Origin of the sequence: Rossellomorea vietnamensis (assembly GCF_008180415.1) — a bacterium.
GTDB lineage: Bacteria > Bacillota > Bacilli > Bacillales > Bacillaceae_B > Rossellomorea > Rossellomorea vietnamensis_C.
On record NZ_VTEI01000002.1, the window covers coordinates 530493 to 545110 of the forward strand.

At 42.2% G+C, this 14618-nt stretch carries 14 protein-coding genes; 4 read left to right on the top strand and 10 right to left on the bottom strand.

Annotated elements, in window-relative coordinates:
- Nucleotides 1–46 precede the first annotated feature (46 nt).
- Both FZC78_RS05195 and FZC78_RS05200 read right to left on the bottom strand, forming a co-directional pair.
- Nucleotides 47–2323 (bottom strand): DEAD/DEAH box helicase, encoded by a 2277-nt coding sequence (locus FZC78_RS05195; RefSeq protein ID WP_148938570.1) that lies wholly within the window; start codon nucleotides 2321–2323, stop codon nucleotides 47–49.
- Nucleotides 2324–2428: 105 nt separating this feature from the next.
- Nucleotides 2429–3214, bottom strand: a complete 786-nt coding sequence (locus FZC78_RS05200; protein ID WP_148938571.1) for an alpha/beta fold hydrolase — start codon at nucleotides 3212–3214, stop codon at nucleotides 2429–2431.
- A 136-nt stretch (nucleotides 3215–3350) separates the two neighbouring features.
- Between FZC78_RS05200 and FZC78_RS05205 the strand changes: the two genes are divergently transcribed.
- Nucleotides 3351–3797, top strand: a complete 447-nt coding sequence (locus FZC78_RS05205) for an Hsp20/alpha crystallin family protein (RefSeq protein WP_148938572.1) — start codon at nucleotides 3351–3353, stop codon at nucleotides 3795–3797.
- A 132-nt stretch (nucleotides 3798–3929) separates the two neighbouring features.
- On the opposite strand, the gene FZC78_RS05210 is transcribed toward FZC78_RS05205, so the two are convergent.
- The gene (locus FZC78_RS05210; protein ID WP_252183513.1) at nucleotides 3930–4427 is read right to left on the bottom strand and encodes a YppG family protein; all 498 of its coding nucleotides are present in this window, start codon (nucleotides 4425–4427) and stop codon (nucleotides 3930–3932) included.
- Nucleotides 4428–4672: 245 nt separating this feature from the next.
- On the opposite strand from FZC78_RS05210, the gene yppF reads away from it, so the two are divergent.
- On the top strand, nucleotides 4673–4864 hold the full coding sequence (gene yppF, locus FZC78_RS05215) for a YppF family protein (protein WP_148938574.1): 192 nt from the start codon (nucleotides 4673–4675) through the stop codon (nucleotides 4862–4864).
- Between the two features lie 45 nt (nucleotides 4865–4909).
- Here the strand turns inward: yppF and FZC78_RS05220 are convergent, their stop codons facing one another.
- The 3 genes from FZC78_RS05220 to FZC78_RS05230 form a co-directional block, all read right to left on the bottom strand.
- Nucleotides 4910–5272, bottom strand: a complete 363-nt coding sequence (locus FZC78_RS05220; RefSeq protein WP_148938575.1) for a YppE family protein — start codon at nucleotides 5270–5272, stop codon at nucleotides 4910–4912.
- A 172-nt stretch (nucleotides 5273–5444) separates the two neighbouring features.
- Complete coding sequence (locus FZC78_RS05225; RefSeq protein ID WP_148938576.1) at nucleotides 5445–5699, bottom strand: hypothetical protein; 255 nt, start codon at nucleotides 5697–5699, stop codon at nucleotides 5445–5447.
- Nucleotides 5700–6105: 406 nt separating this feature from the next.
- A complete protein-coding gene (locus FZC78_RS05230; protein WP_252183514.1) occupies nucleotides 6106–7107 on the bottom strand; it encodes a DUF2515 family protein in 1002 nt (333 codons plus the stop codon).
- Nucleotides 7108–7220: 113 nt separating this feature from the next.
- On the opposite strand from FZC78_RS05230, the gene recU reads away from it, so the two are divergent.
- Both recU and FZC78_RS05240 read left to right on the top strand, forming a co-directional pair.
- Entirely contained in the window at nucleotides 7221–7826 is a 606-nt protein-coding gene (gene recU, locus FZC78_RS05235; protein WP_148938578.1) for a Holliday junction resolvase RecU, read from the top strand.
- 76 nt (nucleotides 7827–7902) lie between these two features.
- A complete protein-coding gene (locus FZC78_RS05240; protein WP_252183515.1) occupies nucleotides 7903–10533 on the top strand; it encodes a penicillin-binding protein 1A in 2631 nt (876 codons plus the stop codon).
- A gap of 238 nt (nucleotides 10534–10771) precedes the next feature.
- Here FZC78_RS05240 and FZC78_RS05245 read toward each other — a convergent pair whose 3' ends face one another.
- The 4 genes from FZC78_RS05245 to asnS form a co-directional block, all read right to left on the bottom strand.
- On the bottom strand, nucleotides 10772–11287 hold the full coding sequence (locus FZC78_RS05245; protein WP_148938580.1) for a YpoC family protein: 516 nt from the start codon (nucleotides 11285–11287) through the stop codon (nucleotides 10772–10774).
- On the bottom strand, nucleotides 11287–11937 hold the full coding sequence (gene nth, locus FZC78_RS05250; protein WP_148938581.1) for an endonuclease III: 651 nt from the start codon (nucleotides 11935–11937) through the stop codon (nucleotides 11287–11289). The genes FZC78_RS05245 and nth overlap by 1 nt, the downstream gene beginning before the upstream one ends.
- A gap of 305 nt (nucleotides 11938–12242) precedes the next feature.
- Nucleotides 12243–12950 carry a DnaD domain-containing protein gene (locus tag FZC78_RS05255; protein ID WP_148938582.1) on the bottom strand — a complete coding sequence of 236 codons (708 nt, stop codon included), beginning with the start codon at nucleotides 12948–12950 and terminating at the stop codon, nucleotides 12243–12245.
- A gap of 362 nt (nucleotides 12951–13312) precedes the next feature.
- Complete coding sequence (asnS, locus tag FZC78_RS05260; protein WP_148938583.1) at nucleotides 13313–14605, bottom strand: asparagine--tRNA ligase; 1293 nt, start codon at nucleotides 14603–14605, stop codon at nucleotides 13313–13315.
- Between the last annotated feature and the right edge of the window lie 13 nt (nucleotides 14606–14618).

Below are 14618 nucleotides of genomic sequence, written 5' to 3' on the forward strand. Positions count from 1 at the left end.
TGATTTTGAAAATTTCTTTTAACTTAACGCAACCAGTCCAGCTCTGTTAATCAGAAATGCTTTCCAGAAACATATCCAGCAATTTTACCGAATCGTTTTTCGCCTCGTCTGACGAAATATCTGTGCCAATACAAGATGGACAGCCATTTTCACATTGACATCCTGCTATCATCCTCTTAGCCTCAAGCAGAATTTCACCCATTTGGTCATAAACCTTTTCGCTGAGCCCTACCCCCCCAGGATAGCGGTCGTAGATAAAAATAGTAGGTTTTTCATTGTGAGAAGCTTTGACCTGAGGAACCACATAGACATCACTTGGATCACACATGACGAATAATGGCACAATAGCCTTCAAGCTTTGCGAGAGTCCAATTAATCCTTGTTCGATCCGGTCAGTCGATAGATCTATATCTTTCTTTAACGAAACCCAGGTTGAACTGGTATGCAGCTCTTCTTCAGGCAGATGAATCGGGCCGGAACCGATATTTTCATGTGTATCGAACTTGATTTTCTTAAAGATGGTGGCCATCGCCTGGACAGTGACATCGCCATAGGCAGTTTCAGCGGATTCGCTGGACTTCGATTTGTCTTCTTCCAGCACCCTCAACTGAACTGCTAAGTTGGCGTCGGTGAAATAGTCTACATCCACTTCCCTCACAAAGGCTTTCTTTTCATCCCAATCCAGAAATTCTACTTGAAATTGGACGCCCTGATGCAGGTAAATGGCTTCATCATGAAGTAGGGTCATAGCTGAAAACCTGTCCATCTCTCCAATAACTTTCACATTGGCAACATCGCTTTGATCAATGATAATGACATTCTCCTGTGAAGCAGAACGCAGGCTGATGTTATGAGCAGGAAAAGAATCATTCATCCAATACCATTTTTCTCCATTTTTGTGTATCACTCGTTCCTCAGCAAGAAAGTCAAGGATATCTTCTATATCCAATCCGCCAAATTGCTCTCCTTCCTTAAAGGGCAATTCATAAGCAGCACATTTTAGATGGTCAATTAGAATGATCAAGTTGTCGGGATTAATACGGGCAGTCTCAGGCGAATTCTCGAAGAAGTATTTTGGATTTTCAATGATGTATTGATCGAGCGGACTTGAACTGGCAACCATGATGACCAGTGCCTCATCCTGTCTTCTTCCTGCTCTTCCTGCCTGCTGCCAGGCGCTTGCGATTGTTCCGGGATAACCGGTCATGACACATACTTGCAGCTGGCCTATATCCACACCCAGCTCCAGCGCATTCGTACTGACGACTCCATATATTTCTCCACTGCGCAAGCCCTTTTCAATTTCACGCCGCTGAGTCGGCAGGTATCCACCTCTGTATCCCCGGATGGACTTCGGGCCTAATTGGGACTTCACCAGCTCCTGTAAATAGGTCAGAATGATTTCCACCCTGACTCTGCTTCTGGCAAAGACAATCGTTTGTATTTTATTCTTCAGCAGCGCTCCGGCAATATCCCTCACTTCGAGGGTCGCACTCCTTCTGATATTCAATGGCTTGTTGACGATAGGCGGGTTATAGAACACGAAATGCTTCTTTCCGCTCGGCGCGCCATTATTATCAATCAGCTCCATCTTTTTTTCTGTCAGCCCTTCTGCCAGCTCGTTGGGATTGGCGATGGTGGCCGAGGTACAAATGAATATAGGATCACTTCCATAAAACCTGCAAATCCTCCTGAGCCGCCTTATCACATTGCTGACATGGCTGCCGAATACACCTCGATAAATATGAAGTTCATCTATCACAACATATTTCAAGTTTTCAAAGAGTGATACCCATTTCGTATGATGAGGCAGAATCGCTGAATGAAGCATATCTGGATTCGTAATGACAATATGGCCGGCTTTCCTGACCTTCTGGCGGATATTCGCAGAAGTATCGCCGTCATATGTATAGCTGTTGATCGCGGCATCCGCTTCAGCGATAATCTCATTCAGTTCACTCTTCTGGTCCTGAGCCAATGCTTTGGTAGGAAATATATATAGAGCTCTCGTATTCTGGTTTTCTAATATGGATTGCAGCACAGGCAGGTTGTAACAAAGTGTTTTTCCTGATGCAGTCGGTGTTACTGCTGTAAAACTTTTCCCGCTCATGGCTGTATCGAAAGCGGTCGCCTGATGTGTATAAAGCTTTTCAATCCCCCGCTTTTTCAATGCTGACTTCAGCTTGGGATGTATTCGTTCCGGCAATTCTCTAACCCGTGCTTTTTTTTCTTCTATAGTATGCCAATGGACAATTTGCCCTTTATGTTCTGTCTGTTTTTGAAATTGATCTATCATCTCTTGCAAGTTTCTTTTACGAAGCATGCTTTTTCACCTCTCTCTTTATTTTAGCGAATAAACGTTCGAATAAAAAGAGAAAAAAATGCCAGGCAATAATTGGTTTGGCCAATATCACCCGGCATCTCCTCTTTATTTGGTCTCCTCTATGAAATTCTTTATTTCATAAGTGAGTTTTTCAGGCTCTTCGTATATTCCCATATGACCCGATTCCTCCAGCAGTATTTTCTTAACGTGAGGGCGGTCTGACGTAAACGTTTTTTCTTTTGGAACAACGCTGTCATTGGCTCCTGCCACCAATAAAACCGGAAGACTGGTGTTTTCAATGACATGCTGCAAATCACCTCGGCTGCGCATGGCTTTCAGCGTTTCTTTTGCACCAGCCGGACTGGTATTATATCCTATTACTTTTACTTTATTGATTTCCTCTTTTAGTTCTTCCAGCCTGTTCTTACTAAAAAGAGCTGGAACCATCTCGTCAATGAAGGAATACATGCCCTTTGAATCAATGTTATCTATAGATTCTGTCCTTTTATCCTTGGTGTTCTCATTGTCCGGCAGCGGAGTTGAATGAATCAATCCAAAGCCCTTAAGCTTGTCAGGAAAGTTTTGCGCAAAGGACAGAGTCACGTATCCTCCGAGTGAATGCCCCAGCATATAAACATCCTTCAATTGCTTTTGGTCCATGAAGTAGTAAATATCCTTAGCCATATCCTCTATGGAATATCCTCCTTCCGGGATCCCGGACTCTCCATGCCCGCGAAGATCTACTGCAATTACACGATATTGGTCTAACAGCGGCATGACTTTTTCCCAATAATCGGAGCTTCCGCAAAAACCGTGCAGCAGAATGACTGTCTGTCCTTCACCCTGATCTTTATAAGCAAGTTCATTTATGCCGACACGCTGAGTATCCATTCTTATCCCGCCCTTCTTCAGAATCTATTCTTTATATTGCCTTTCAAGAAATCGGCTAAACGTGCGGGGACATTAACACAAATCTCTGCAGACCCACATAAAATGAATCGTGAAAACGGTTTGAAAGGAGACAAGTATGATGGATGGTAACCTGCCTGATAAAAAGAAACCCAAGTTTGGTGAACTGATGGACTCCTTCTTTCAAGAAAAGCCGGTGCGAGGGATCCTGGAAAGCATTGATGGCTTTTTCTCTTCACCATTCCCATTTGGAGGATTTCCGGTAGAGCTTAAAGAATCAAAAACAAATTATACGATCACAGCCAAGCTGCCCGGGGTGAAGAAAGAACAAATAGATATTGATGTTTTTCAAAATTATGTAACCCTTTCAGTCCATAATGAGGAAATCCACACCTCTGAAAATGAAAAATCAAACGTTTTTTTCCACAAACAGCTGAAGCAGCACAACTCCAGAACCATCCCGCTCCCCGGCATGGTGGATGAACGCAAGGTCAAGGCTTCCTATCAGGATGGATTATTGACGTTAAAGCTAGGGAAGTTAAAAGGGAAGAAAGTGGAATTGTAAAAGAATGTGGAAGGACTCTGTTCAGCCCTGGCTCGAAGGTTGTTCCCATTAGAAATGAATCAGCTCCCCCCTTTATTCTCTCATCATTAGAAAAAGCTCAGGGCAGGCCCTGAGCTTTTTTCTACACTTATCCTAAACCTTGAAAATACCTCCCAGACCCTTAACCATCGAAGACACTTGTGACATAGCATTCATCATCTGACCAGCCGTATTCACCATTTTATTAAAATCAAGGGAACCATCCTGTGATTTAAAGGACTTCATGATTGTTCCAACCCCTGAGGATTGCGGTTTTGCCATAAAACTTCCTTTAGGGTATGGATTTACCATTCCTTGATACTCGTTGTAACCTCCGCTTTGTGAATAACTGGTTTCATCAGGCTGAAGGGGATTTTGGAAGTACTGATTGGCATAAGGGTTACCTTGGGCGTACATTCCATATTCCCCGGACGGATTTTGATACCCCTGACCATAACCATAAGGCTGCTGCAGTGAATGGGGAGTTGGCTGGTACTGCTGCGGATTACCATAAGGGGGATAAGGCATGGCGCCATTATATGTGTTTTGGTACCCGTTATAACGGTAGGCAGGAAGTCTCCTATTCTGAAACTGATTCTGAAACTGATTCATTTCCATTCATCCTCCTGACAAAGGAATCTCTGCTATAAAGTATGTTTCTCTCAGAAAAAATGTGCAGATGCCCTGTTTGGCCTCTGTTCTCTCTACTTCAAAAGAATATTCGACAATTGCAGAACTTTGTCGGAAGTTCCATTTTTCTTACAACTTTAAAATTTGGCAATCCATGTTAGTATAAGCATGTAAGGGGAAGCAGGAGATACCTGCTGATACTAACGTAACAAAGGGGAGGATTCATAATGAATTTGGAAACTATTCAGGAATTATTTCAAGAGAAATACAACTTTAAACCAGCCTCGTTAAATGAACTTCTGACTTTTGCCCGAAAATGCTACATATTGAATGAAATTACCATTACGGAATACAGGCAGCTTGTTAAGGAAATTGAAGCAGCCTATCCTGAATCCGATGCTCCGATGGTTTCACATTAATTATATAAATAAAAGGGGCAGATTCTTTTGAATCCTGCCCCTTTTCTATTGCTGTTCTTCCTTTAATTGTTCAAGAACTGTTTTAAGTACATAGTGAACAGACTGAGAATGGCTGATGAATCTTTTATAACTTGCTTCCGGGAAAAAGGCTTGTATAGAAATCATCTCCAAGTTTTCAGCTGTATTGATAATCTGGCTGGGGTGAAGGTTTTTCGGCCTGTCTTGTTTCATCCAGTCTAGTGCCGTTTCCTGCCAAAGGTCGATTTTTTCTTTTGCTTCATCCGCAAAAGGCTTTACCTCTTGATAAAAATCGCCTTTTTCTCCCCGCTCTCTTGTTTCTTTATATATTCTTAAGATTTCTCCGTTGGTTTCCAGGAGTTCTGAAGTTAACTTTCCTAAATTATTCATTCAACCTCTCCTTTGCTTTAAGACGCCTATGAGGCAGATCATTTTGTTTTATTGTACTGCTGGAAAGGACTTTTCCGCCAGTATCCTTTTCAGCAAGATTAATCTATGAGAAGCGGCTGTTATGGCCTAAAAAAAAGCAGCCTCTGTCAGCTGCTGTTATTGTTTCTTCATTTTATGTGGTTTTGTAAGATAATTCAAGATTATTCATCGCTTTATCAAGAGAAGTTTCTCCGTATAAGCTCACTTTGAGGAGAACACGCGTCTCCGCTTTGGTATATTTTCTTTCAGCCTTTGCCAACTTCAACTTCCTCTCATTGACCAGCGCATTTCTTTCTTCGGAGACCTTCACATTTATTATCTCTTCCAATTCATCCAATTGACTTTCAATATCCGTCAGCAGCAGGAGCAGGTCATCTTTGCACACCATTTTAAAGCCTCCTCGATTTCGTTTATATACGTATTCGCTCTTCTCTTAGCTGCACCTTCCCCCATGACAAAACTAGTACTCTTTCGGCAAAGAAAGTCGGAATCAAACAAGTTGAGCAAAGTCTTTCGACAGAATCACTGCATGAAAACCGCAGCTATTTCGAACAATATAATGAGGAGGTGTTAAGGACATGGCAAAAAACGAAAGCAAAGAACAAAGAATTAAAGAAGCGAAGCGCAGCGAAACGAAAGCTGGACAAGGCAATCCGAAATTATCAGGTCCCGACCGTCCATCAACTTAATACATTTTATTATACAGTGCCGGCGTGCTCATGGAAGAAGCATCGCCGGCACTGTTATTTGGCTTTTGAATTTTTCGATGCCGCAGCTCATTAGATTAAACTTCTTTATTTCTTGAACAGTTCTTCCAATTTAATCAGTTTGTGAACCTGCCTCTGCTTATGGAAGAACCACTCTGTCAATTTTACCGGTTCTTTAAACGTCGACCGCTGGAACCATCTGTCTTTTACTTTTCTTTTTTTTGACCAATCCTGAAACTGCCTGTGAATATGATGCTCTTGTTCCTCATATACCGTTCTCAATATTGGAGTACCTGTATAAGGTGCATTTAGGCAGAAGCGCTCGTAATCCCTCCTGGATCCCGTGGGTTCTGTAGAAAGTGCAAATTCCTTAAAGTGCGGGTATAAATCTTCCTTAAACAAAACTTGAGATAATCTGTTTCCGAGAGCAATCCTGCTGTCTAATTTTCTGAAGTCACTCACACTGGCTCCGTAAAGGTTCCCCCTCTTCGTCGGGAAAACAACTGAAGAGAAATGAAATCGGTCTTCCAGGAAAAACAATTTGCTTTTAAAGACTCTCCTTTTATAAACTGGATGCCCGATAACTGGTTCTTCTATAACATTTTGTTCATTGATGATAAGGGACTGCATCAACCTGTCCCTGTCTCCTGTCTCCCAAAACCCCCTCCACTCCTTCTGCATGAACGAAGACACAAAAAATTCACGAAATAAGTGAAACATATCTTCCTCTATTTCCGTCTTATAGTGATGTATCAAAAGCTGGGGAAATATATCTTGAAAAATCAGCCAATTGGCCCGTTCATAAGTCATGAATAGAGCCTTCCTTGTTTTTGCATCGATCACCGAAGGGAACCAGGCCCCTTGCAGGTCACACATATTCCATCCGGCGTTCCTGGAGACCATCGAGGCTAAAAAAGACCATTTTATTTCTGGATGTAATAGGTAATACTCTTGATAAGCCTTTGTTCTTGATATATTATCCCTGTTATATTTAAAGGTTTGTTCGCGAATGATCCTGATTATTTGTTCTGGAGTTTCAGCAAGCGAGTATTCGGGTAAAAACCCGTGAAAAAAGGATATTTTGGCCATATTAACCGCCCCGTTCGTCATTATAGGGTTATGTTAACGAGATTTAGGCATTTTTATTCACCCATCATCTTGACGTATCTGATATGATATAGATTAGTTTGCGAGGTGGGAATATGAACTTCCATTATCCGAATGGAAAAAAATTCATTCAGAAGGCTTCCCCTGCCAATAAGAAAACGGCGGCACAAAAAGTCTCATATAGCAACCGGGGAATGACTCTTGAGGAGGATATCAACGAAACCAATCAATATTATCTTGCTAATGGAGTCGCCGTTATCCATAAAAAACCGACACCCGTTCAAATTGTCGATGTCCACTATCCCCAGCGAAGTGCGGCAGTCATTAAGGAGGCCTATTTCAAACAGCCTTCTACGACGGATTATAATGGACTTTATAAAGGCAGATACATTGATTTTGAAGCAAAAGAAACGAGGAACAAAACCTCTTTTCCATTACAGAATCTTCACAGCCATCAAATTCAGCATATGAAACAGGTTGATGAACAGGATGGCATTGCGTTTATCTTAATCCGGTTTTCAATGACGGAAGAAATTTTCTTCATGGAATTCATTGAGCTTTATAAGTATTGGCAGAGAATGAATCAGGGCGGAAGAAAATCCATCAAGAAAGAAGAAATTGAAGCAGATGGAGTAAAAATCTCCTTAGGCTTCCATCCCCGCATTGATTATCTCAAGACGGTACATTCATTATATTTTTAAAATCAAGGCTCCAGCTGAAGTGCAATTAGAGAGCATGCAGCAAAAGTGAGTGAAGATGAAAGTGAGGATACACACTATGTCTGGTCAATATAAATCCAGGGAAGAAAAACGCCTTGCTCAGCAAAAAAAGGCTAAAGGTAAAGGAAAAGGCAAAAAGAAATCGTTTTTTGCAAAGGCCATTATCAGTTTATTTATCATTGGGATCATAGGAATGCTTTCAGGAGCAGGCCTGTTTGCATACTATGCCAGCAAAGCACCCGAGTTGGACGAGTCTCTCTTGAAAGATCCGATCGCTTCAGAAATTTTTGATATGAACGGCGATTTGATCACCACCGTAGGGACAGAGAAGAGGGATTATGTTAATTATGAACAGATTCCTCCTCTAATGGAAGATGCCATACTTGCTACCGAAGATAACCGCTTCTATAAACATAACGGGATTGACTTAATCCGTTTGGGCGGTGCCGTGATTGCCAATGTCACTAATGGTTTTGGTTCGGAAGGTGCGAGCACCCTTACTCAGCAGGTCATCAAAGGATCTTTCCTGTCTCCTGACAAAACGCTGGAACGAAAGGCGCAGGAAGCTTGGCTTGCCGTCAAGCTTGAACAGGATTACACGAAGCAGGAGATTTTTGAAATGTATTTCAACAAGGTATATATGTCTGCCGGAATCAACGGCTTCGGCACTGCAGCTACCTATTATTATGGAAAAGAACTAAAGGACCTTGAGCTGCATGAGGCAGCACTGCTTGCCGGTATGCCCCAAAGTCCTAATAACTATAACCCTTTTGATTACCCGGAAAAAGCTGAAAAGCGAAGGAACATCGTACTCAGCTTGATGCACCAGCATGAAAAAATCAGCCAGGAAGAAATGGAACAGGCGCAGGCAATGCCTGTCACTGAGTCTCTCGTTTCCGAGGAAGCAAGAGAAGAACGCTCTATTGATAAATATCAAGCATTTGTCGATGTCGTGATTGACGAGGTAGCAGAGCTTGGAGACTATAACCTGTTTACAGACGGCCTGAAGGTTTATACGACTGTAGATCCGAAAGCACAAGAGCGTGTCGAGGCGGTTCTTGCAGGAGAAGCGATTGATTTTGAATATCCCGCCCGCTTTGAGGAATTAATGCAGGCCGGGATCACTCTTCTTGATACAAAGACTGGAGAAATACGCGCAATTGGCGGCGGTCGTGACTATGGAGAAATTAAACGTGGATTCAACTATGCTGTTGATGCAAAAAGACAGCCTGGATCGACAATCAAACCTCTGCTGGATTACGGCCCTGCCGTAGAATATGAAAACTGGTCTACTTATCATCAAATAAAAGATGAGCCTTATCAATATACGGATACTGACATCGATATCAATAACTGGGATAAACGTTTTAAAGGAGATATATCGATGCGGGAAGCCCTATGGGATTCCAGAAACGTTCCTGCTGTAAAGGCATTGCAGGAAGTTGGCCCTGCGAAAGCAGGAGAATTCCTATCAGGCTTGGGAATTTCATTTGAAGATGTTTTTGAAGCCTATGCTCTCGGAGGAACACCTGGGGTTAACACAGTACAGATGGCTGGAGCTTATGCAGCTTTTGGGAATGGCGGTATATATAATACCCCCCATTCCGTTCAAAAAATCGTTCTTAGAGATGGAGAAACCGAGGTTAACGTTAATCCTGAACCTAAGACAGCAATGAAGGATTACACTGCCTATATGATTACAGATATGCTAAAGGATGTCTTAAAGCCTGGAGCTACTGGAATATATGCTAATGTACAAGGATTACCTATGGCAGGTAAATCAGGTACAACCAACTATACTGATGATGATAGAGCTAAGTATAATGTAGCATCCAATGAGGCACCTGATTCTTGGTTTGTGGGTTATACAACTAATTACACTGCCTCAGTTTGGACAGGATACAAAGAAAGGAAATTCCCTTTAAATCCTTCAGAAAGGCACATAGCTCAGCATATCGTCAAAGACATCATGAGCTACGTTTCACAGGATATCGATACTCCAGACTTCAAAAAGCCTAAGAGTGTCGTTGAATCTCCTGTAGAAAAAGGATCTAACCCTGCACGGCTTCCAAGTGATTACACACCGGAAGACAGGATTACTTATGAACTATTCGTTCGAGGGACAGAGCCAAGCAAAGTCTCCGAACAATTCGATAAAATTCCTGCTCCAAAAGGGCTGCAGGGAGAATTCGATAACGACAAAAAAACCATCACCTTAACTTGGGACTATAAGGATGATGATCGTAAACCAAACTTTGAAGTAACAGCATCCTTCAATGGAGAAGATTCCAAAGTCCTCTCTACCACTTCTGAAAAAGGGTTGATTGTTGAAAACATCGCAGCTGACGGAAGCTACACGTTCACCGTAACGGCTATCGATGGAGAACAGCGCAGTGAGCCTGTATCAGTTACCATCAACGTTGAGGGCCAAGAACCTGAGGAGGAGCCTGAAGAGGACATAGAAGAAACTCCTGAAGGCGGAGAAAACGAAGACAGTGCCAATGAAGATGATGATCAAGAAAATGGTGAAGGAAACGGCGATGGTGAAAATGAAGAGGATGAAACGACACCACCTGCCGAGGATGGCACTGACGAGGAAAATGACGATGATGCTGGGGATGACCAAGGCGATGGCAATGGAAACACCGGCGGCACCGGAACAGACACTAACTCTAATAATGATCAATAATACAAAAAACAGCGCCTGGCTTAGTCAGACGCTGTTTTTTTAAGGCTCTTTTCGTAAACTTTGTTGCTATTTATTATGTCATTCGGTAAATAACACCGTAATTCTCCCGACATAACCTATTAAGCAAGAAAGAAAAGAACTATCCCCTCCGTTCACAGAGAAAATCCTCCGTATCCAGGGAAAAATCCGGCTCTTGGTATTTTTCCGAGAGCAGCAATCTATGCCAAAACAGCCTTTTTTAATGACGGTGTTTTTGAAGAGCCTGGTTCTTGGCATATTGCTTTGTTTGTTCGATGAACAACTGATCCAGCTGCTTGTAAGAATGAAACAAAGACGGCTGTGTTAAAACAAAATCCAGTCTTTCAGCCACGTTCACCGGTTTTATTGACAGGAGCTGAAGATCTTCTTTCAACCTAAGAAGATTCACAGGTTTGCCATTTGACCAAAATAAATACATTATGAACTGTGCAGCCGCTTTTTTCATTAGTGTCTTTACCTCATCAGAAGCACGCTTAGAAAAAGCTTCATTCAGCTTTTCACGCAGTTCAGTCAGAGCCTCTTCCGCCTTTCTTATGGAGACAGGATCCCCCCAAGGAACCACCAAATGACTGTCATCAGTGTAGTAAAGGATTTCATACAAAAAAACAGGGTGCAATGAATCCATGTTCCCGTCATCAATGAAGACCTCATCTTCTGATTCACTATAGAAATAGGAATGCGTAACCTCTTCAGGTACCTGATAAAGTTTCTTCATTACTTCTTACTCTTCATTCGCTTCTTGCCTTCCCTGCAAAGATCCAGCAAAGGACATATTTTACATTGAGGAGACTGTGCTTTACAATGATACCTTCCAAAGAAAATCAGGCGGTGATGCGTATCAGTCCACTTCTCTCTTGGAATTTTTCTCATCAATGTTTTCTCGACTTCGAGTACACTATCTTTCCAGCGGCAGATAGCCAGCCTCTTACTGACCCTCTCAACATGAGTGTCTACGGCCAATGCGGGTTCCCCAAATGCAACAGAAACTACTACATTAGCCGTCTTTCTCCCCACCCCTGGCAGTTTGACAAGCTCGTCTCTTGTTTGCGGGACTTCCCCAGCATGCTCTTCCAAAAGAATCTCACACAGACTTCTTATATTCTTTGCCTTATTTCGGTAGAGTCCAATTGAACGGATATCCTGCTGCAGTTCTTCCAGACTGACCTTTAAGTAGTCTTCCGGCTCTTTATATTTCTCAAATAAAGTTTTGGTCACTTTATTGACCAGTACATCCGTGCACTGAGCTGACAAAAGAACGGCAATGACCAGGTCAAAGGGGTTTCTATGGTTTAACTCACAGTGAGCCTCAGGAAACATTCTCTCCATTTCGGTCAAGCAGTACTCTATTTGACTTTTATTTAACATAATATTATTCACCACTGATCGATTGTTTAATTTTTTGCTGTAATAAGCAGTTGATTTTTGATTTTCGCCCAGTCCCCTTCTGTAAAAGGGCAGGAAGTTTAACTAGTATAATTGCCTCAAACTTTTATCAAGGCTGCAAAAAGTCTTTTGTACAAGAAAATTACATTTCAGTAAGCTAATGAGTTACCAGCCTAATTCCACTTTTTTAAAGAAAAAATTATTGATCCGCGATCCTCATCCTCTTGTCCCCTGTTTAAAAATAAAGGAATGCCGCCTTGCCACGGCACTCCTTTTAAGCAGATATTTTACTGTTCGAGCCAGTTGTAGAAAGGGACAGTTTTTTTATCAGATTGAGCAGTCTGGGAGGATACTTGCTGTTTTTGATGCGGCCTGAATTTTTCTCCCTGCTTCTTGGCTTGTTCAATGGTTTTAACACCATTCTTTTTCCACTCAAACAGGATTCGGTCGATATACCGAAAGTTCAGTTTACCGGATATGACAGCTTCCCGCAGTGCCGCCTTAATAATGACAGCATTATGTTCATCTTGATCAACCCACATGGCAAGTGTTTCACACTCCAATGGGGAAAGCGGCCGGCTGAATTCCTGTTCAAAAACAGTATACAGGTCTGTTTCATCGAGAAGAGCTTTTTCCATGCCTTCTCCTTTGCTTTCGTTCAGCACAAATTCAGCCAATTTGGTCCAAAGCGGTTTCAATGAGTATTGCTCATAAAGAATTCCGCTGGAAGAATTTCCTTCCTCGATGGAAATGAATTGATTTTGTACAAGCCTTCTGAGTATAGAGGAGCACTCCTCACTCGAAAAGCTCATTTTGGAAGAAAGTTCTTCAGGAGTAGGAAAATCGTTGCCTTTATCGATAAAGGAGTAAACTTGAAGAAGCAGAACAAATTCTGATTCACTCAAACCGAGCTTATTGTAATTGGAAAGAAGCAGTTGAGGGATACTGATAGTCCCTTCTTCCAGCCAGCTTACCATTAATTGTTTATAATCCATAATACGTCCACCTCAAATAATAGTATATCATGATGAAAGAAACACTGAACATGGAAAAAGACTACAAAAGTTCTTTTTACCAGTTCAAGGTATACGCAGTCACTAGTCAAAGCAAAACAATTACAGGTCTTCTCCTTATGAAGAAAGACCGGATTTCTATACTCGCCTTATTTAATCTCCTGGATTATTTTCTTACCTCTCTGAATTGAAAACAACTTCTTTCTTCCTTTCAATTTATCGCCGAAGATTTAACGCGGTCTTCTTCTGAACTATTATCAACTAACAATAAGTTTTCGAAAGATAAGTAAAAAACGACCGCCAAGGAATCAATCGCAAGGCAGTCGTTTAAATGCATTCATCTATTAAGGATATAGACGGTTTAATAATCTTGGGAATGGAATCGTTTCGCGCACATGTTCAACGCCGCTGATCCATGCCACAGTTCTCTCGAGTCCAAGACCAAAACCTGAGTGAGGAACTGAACCGTATTTACGCAGTTCCAAATACCATTTGTACGCCTCAGGATCCAGCTCATGCTCTTCAATGCGCTGACTGAGGATATCGTGGTCATGCAGACGCTCGGACCCCCCTATGATCTCTCCATACCCTTCTGGGGCAATCAAGTCCGCACACAGAACAACATCATCACGATTTGGATCCGGCTGCATGTAGAAAGGCTTCAGGGAAGTTGGATAATGGGTGATGAATACCGGTTTATCGTAGCTTTCAGCAATGGCCGTCTCATGAGGAGCACCAAAATCATCTCCCCACTCGATATCATCAAACCCTTTTTCCTGAAGGAATTTAACTGCATCATCATATGTGATACGCGGGAAAGGAGCTTTGATATTTTCAAGCTTGGAAGTATCGCGTCCCAATCTTTCCAATTCCAATTTACAGTTTTCAAGCACTGATTGAACAATATGGGATACATACTCTTCCTGTACCTTAAGACTGTCCTCATGCTCATAAAAAGCCATTTCAGGTTCTATCATCCAAAACTCAATTAAATGGCGGCGGGTTTTTGACTTTTCAGCACGGAAAGTAGGTCCGAAAGAAAATACTTTTCCAAGAGCCATTGCCGCTGCTTCCATATAAAGCTGTCCGCTTTGGGAAAGGTATGCATCTTCTTCGAAATACTTCGTATGGAAAAGCTCCGATGTTCCTTCGGGAGCGCTTCCTGTCAGTATAGGAGGATCCACTTTGACGAAACCTTCTTTATTGAAGTATTCATAGGTTGCACGGATAATTTCATTCCGAACCTTCATTACTGCATGCTGGCGGCGGGAGCGCAGCCATAAATGACGGTTGTCCATCAAGAATTCTGTACCATGTTCTTTCGGTGTAATAGGATAATCAACAGCCTCATGTATGACTTCAAGGCTTTTCACCTGCATTTCATAGCCGAAAGGAGAGCGGGTGTCCTCCTGGATCACACCAGTGACATATAGAGATGTCTCCTGAGTGATGGACTTCGCCTTCTGAAAAATCTCCTCTTCGACTTCACTCTTGACCACAACACCCTGAATGAAACCTGTACCATCTCTAAGTTGAAGGAAGGCAATCTTGCCGCTTGATCTTTTGTTTGCCAGCCAAGCACCGATTGTCACTTCTTCTCCAACATGCTTATTTACTTCTGCAATTGTTGTTTTCACGTTTAATTCCCTC

What these genes read in the sequence shown, in the direction of transcription:
- FZC78_RS05205 (WP_148938572.1), top strand. Translation starts at nt 3,351, where the DNA reads ATGATGGATGGTAACCTGCCTGATAAAAAGAAACCCAAGTTTGGTGAA.
- FZC78_RS05195 (WP_148938570.1), bottom strand. Translation starts at nt 2,323, where the DNA reads ATGCTTCGTAAAAGAAACTTGCAAGAGATGATAGATCAATTTCAAAAA.
- nth (WP_148938581.1), bottom strand. Translation starts at nt 11,937, where the DNA reads ATGTTAAATAAAAGTCAAATAGAGTACTGCTTGACCGAAATGGAGAGA.
- FZC78_RS05245 (WP_148938580.1), bottom strand. Translation starts at nt 11,287, where the DNA reads ATGAAGAAACTTTATCAGGTACCTGAAGAGGTTACGCATTCCTATTTC.
- FZC78_RS05200 (WP_148938571.1), bottom strand. Translation starts at nt 3,214, where the DNA reads ATGGATACTCAGCGTGTCGGCATAAATGAACTTGCTTATAAAGATCAG.
- yppF (WP_148938574.1), top strand. Translation starts at nt 4,673, where the DNA reads ATGAATTTGGAAACTATTCAGGAATTATTTCAAGAGAAATACAACTTT.
- FZC78_RS05210 (WP_252183513.1), bottom strand. Translation starts at nt 4,427, where the DNA reads ATGAATCAGTTTCAGAATCAGTTTCAGAATAGGAGACTTCCTGCCTAC.
- recU (WP_148938578.1), top strand. Translation starts at nt 7,221, where the DNA reads ATGAACTTCCATTATCCGAATGGAAAAAAATTCATTCAGAAGGCTTCC.
- FZC78_RS05240 (WP_252183515.1), top strand. Translation starts at nt 7,903, where the DNA reads ATGTCTGGTCAATATAAATCCAGGGAAGAAAAACGCCTTGCTCAGCAA.
- FZC78_RS05225 (WP_148938576.1), bottom strand. Translation starts at nt 5,699, where the DNA reads ATGGTGTGCAAAGATGACCTGCTCCTGCTGCTGACGGATATTGAAAGT.
- FZC78_RS05220 (WP_148938575.1), bottom strand. Translation starts at nt 5,272, where the DNA reads ATGAATAATTTAGGAAAGTTAACTTCAGAACTCCTGGAAACCAACGGA.
- FZC78_RS05255 (WP_148938582.1), bottom strand. Translation starts at nt 12,950, where the DNA reads ATGGATTATAAACAATTAATGGTAAGCTGGCTGGAAGAAGGGACTATC.
- FZC78_RS05230 (WP_252183514.1), bottom strand. Translation starts at nt 7,107, where the DNA reads ATGGCCAAAATATCCTTTTTTCACGGGTTTTTACCCGAATACTCGCTT.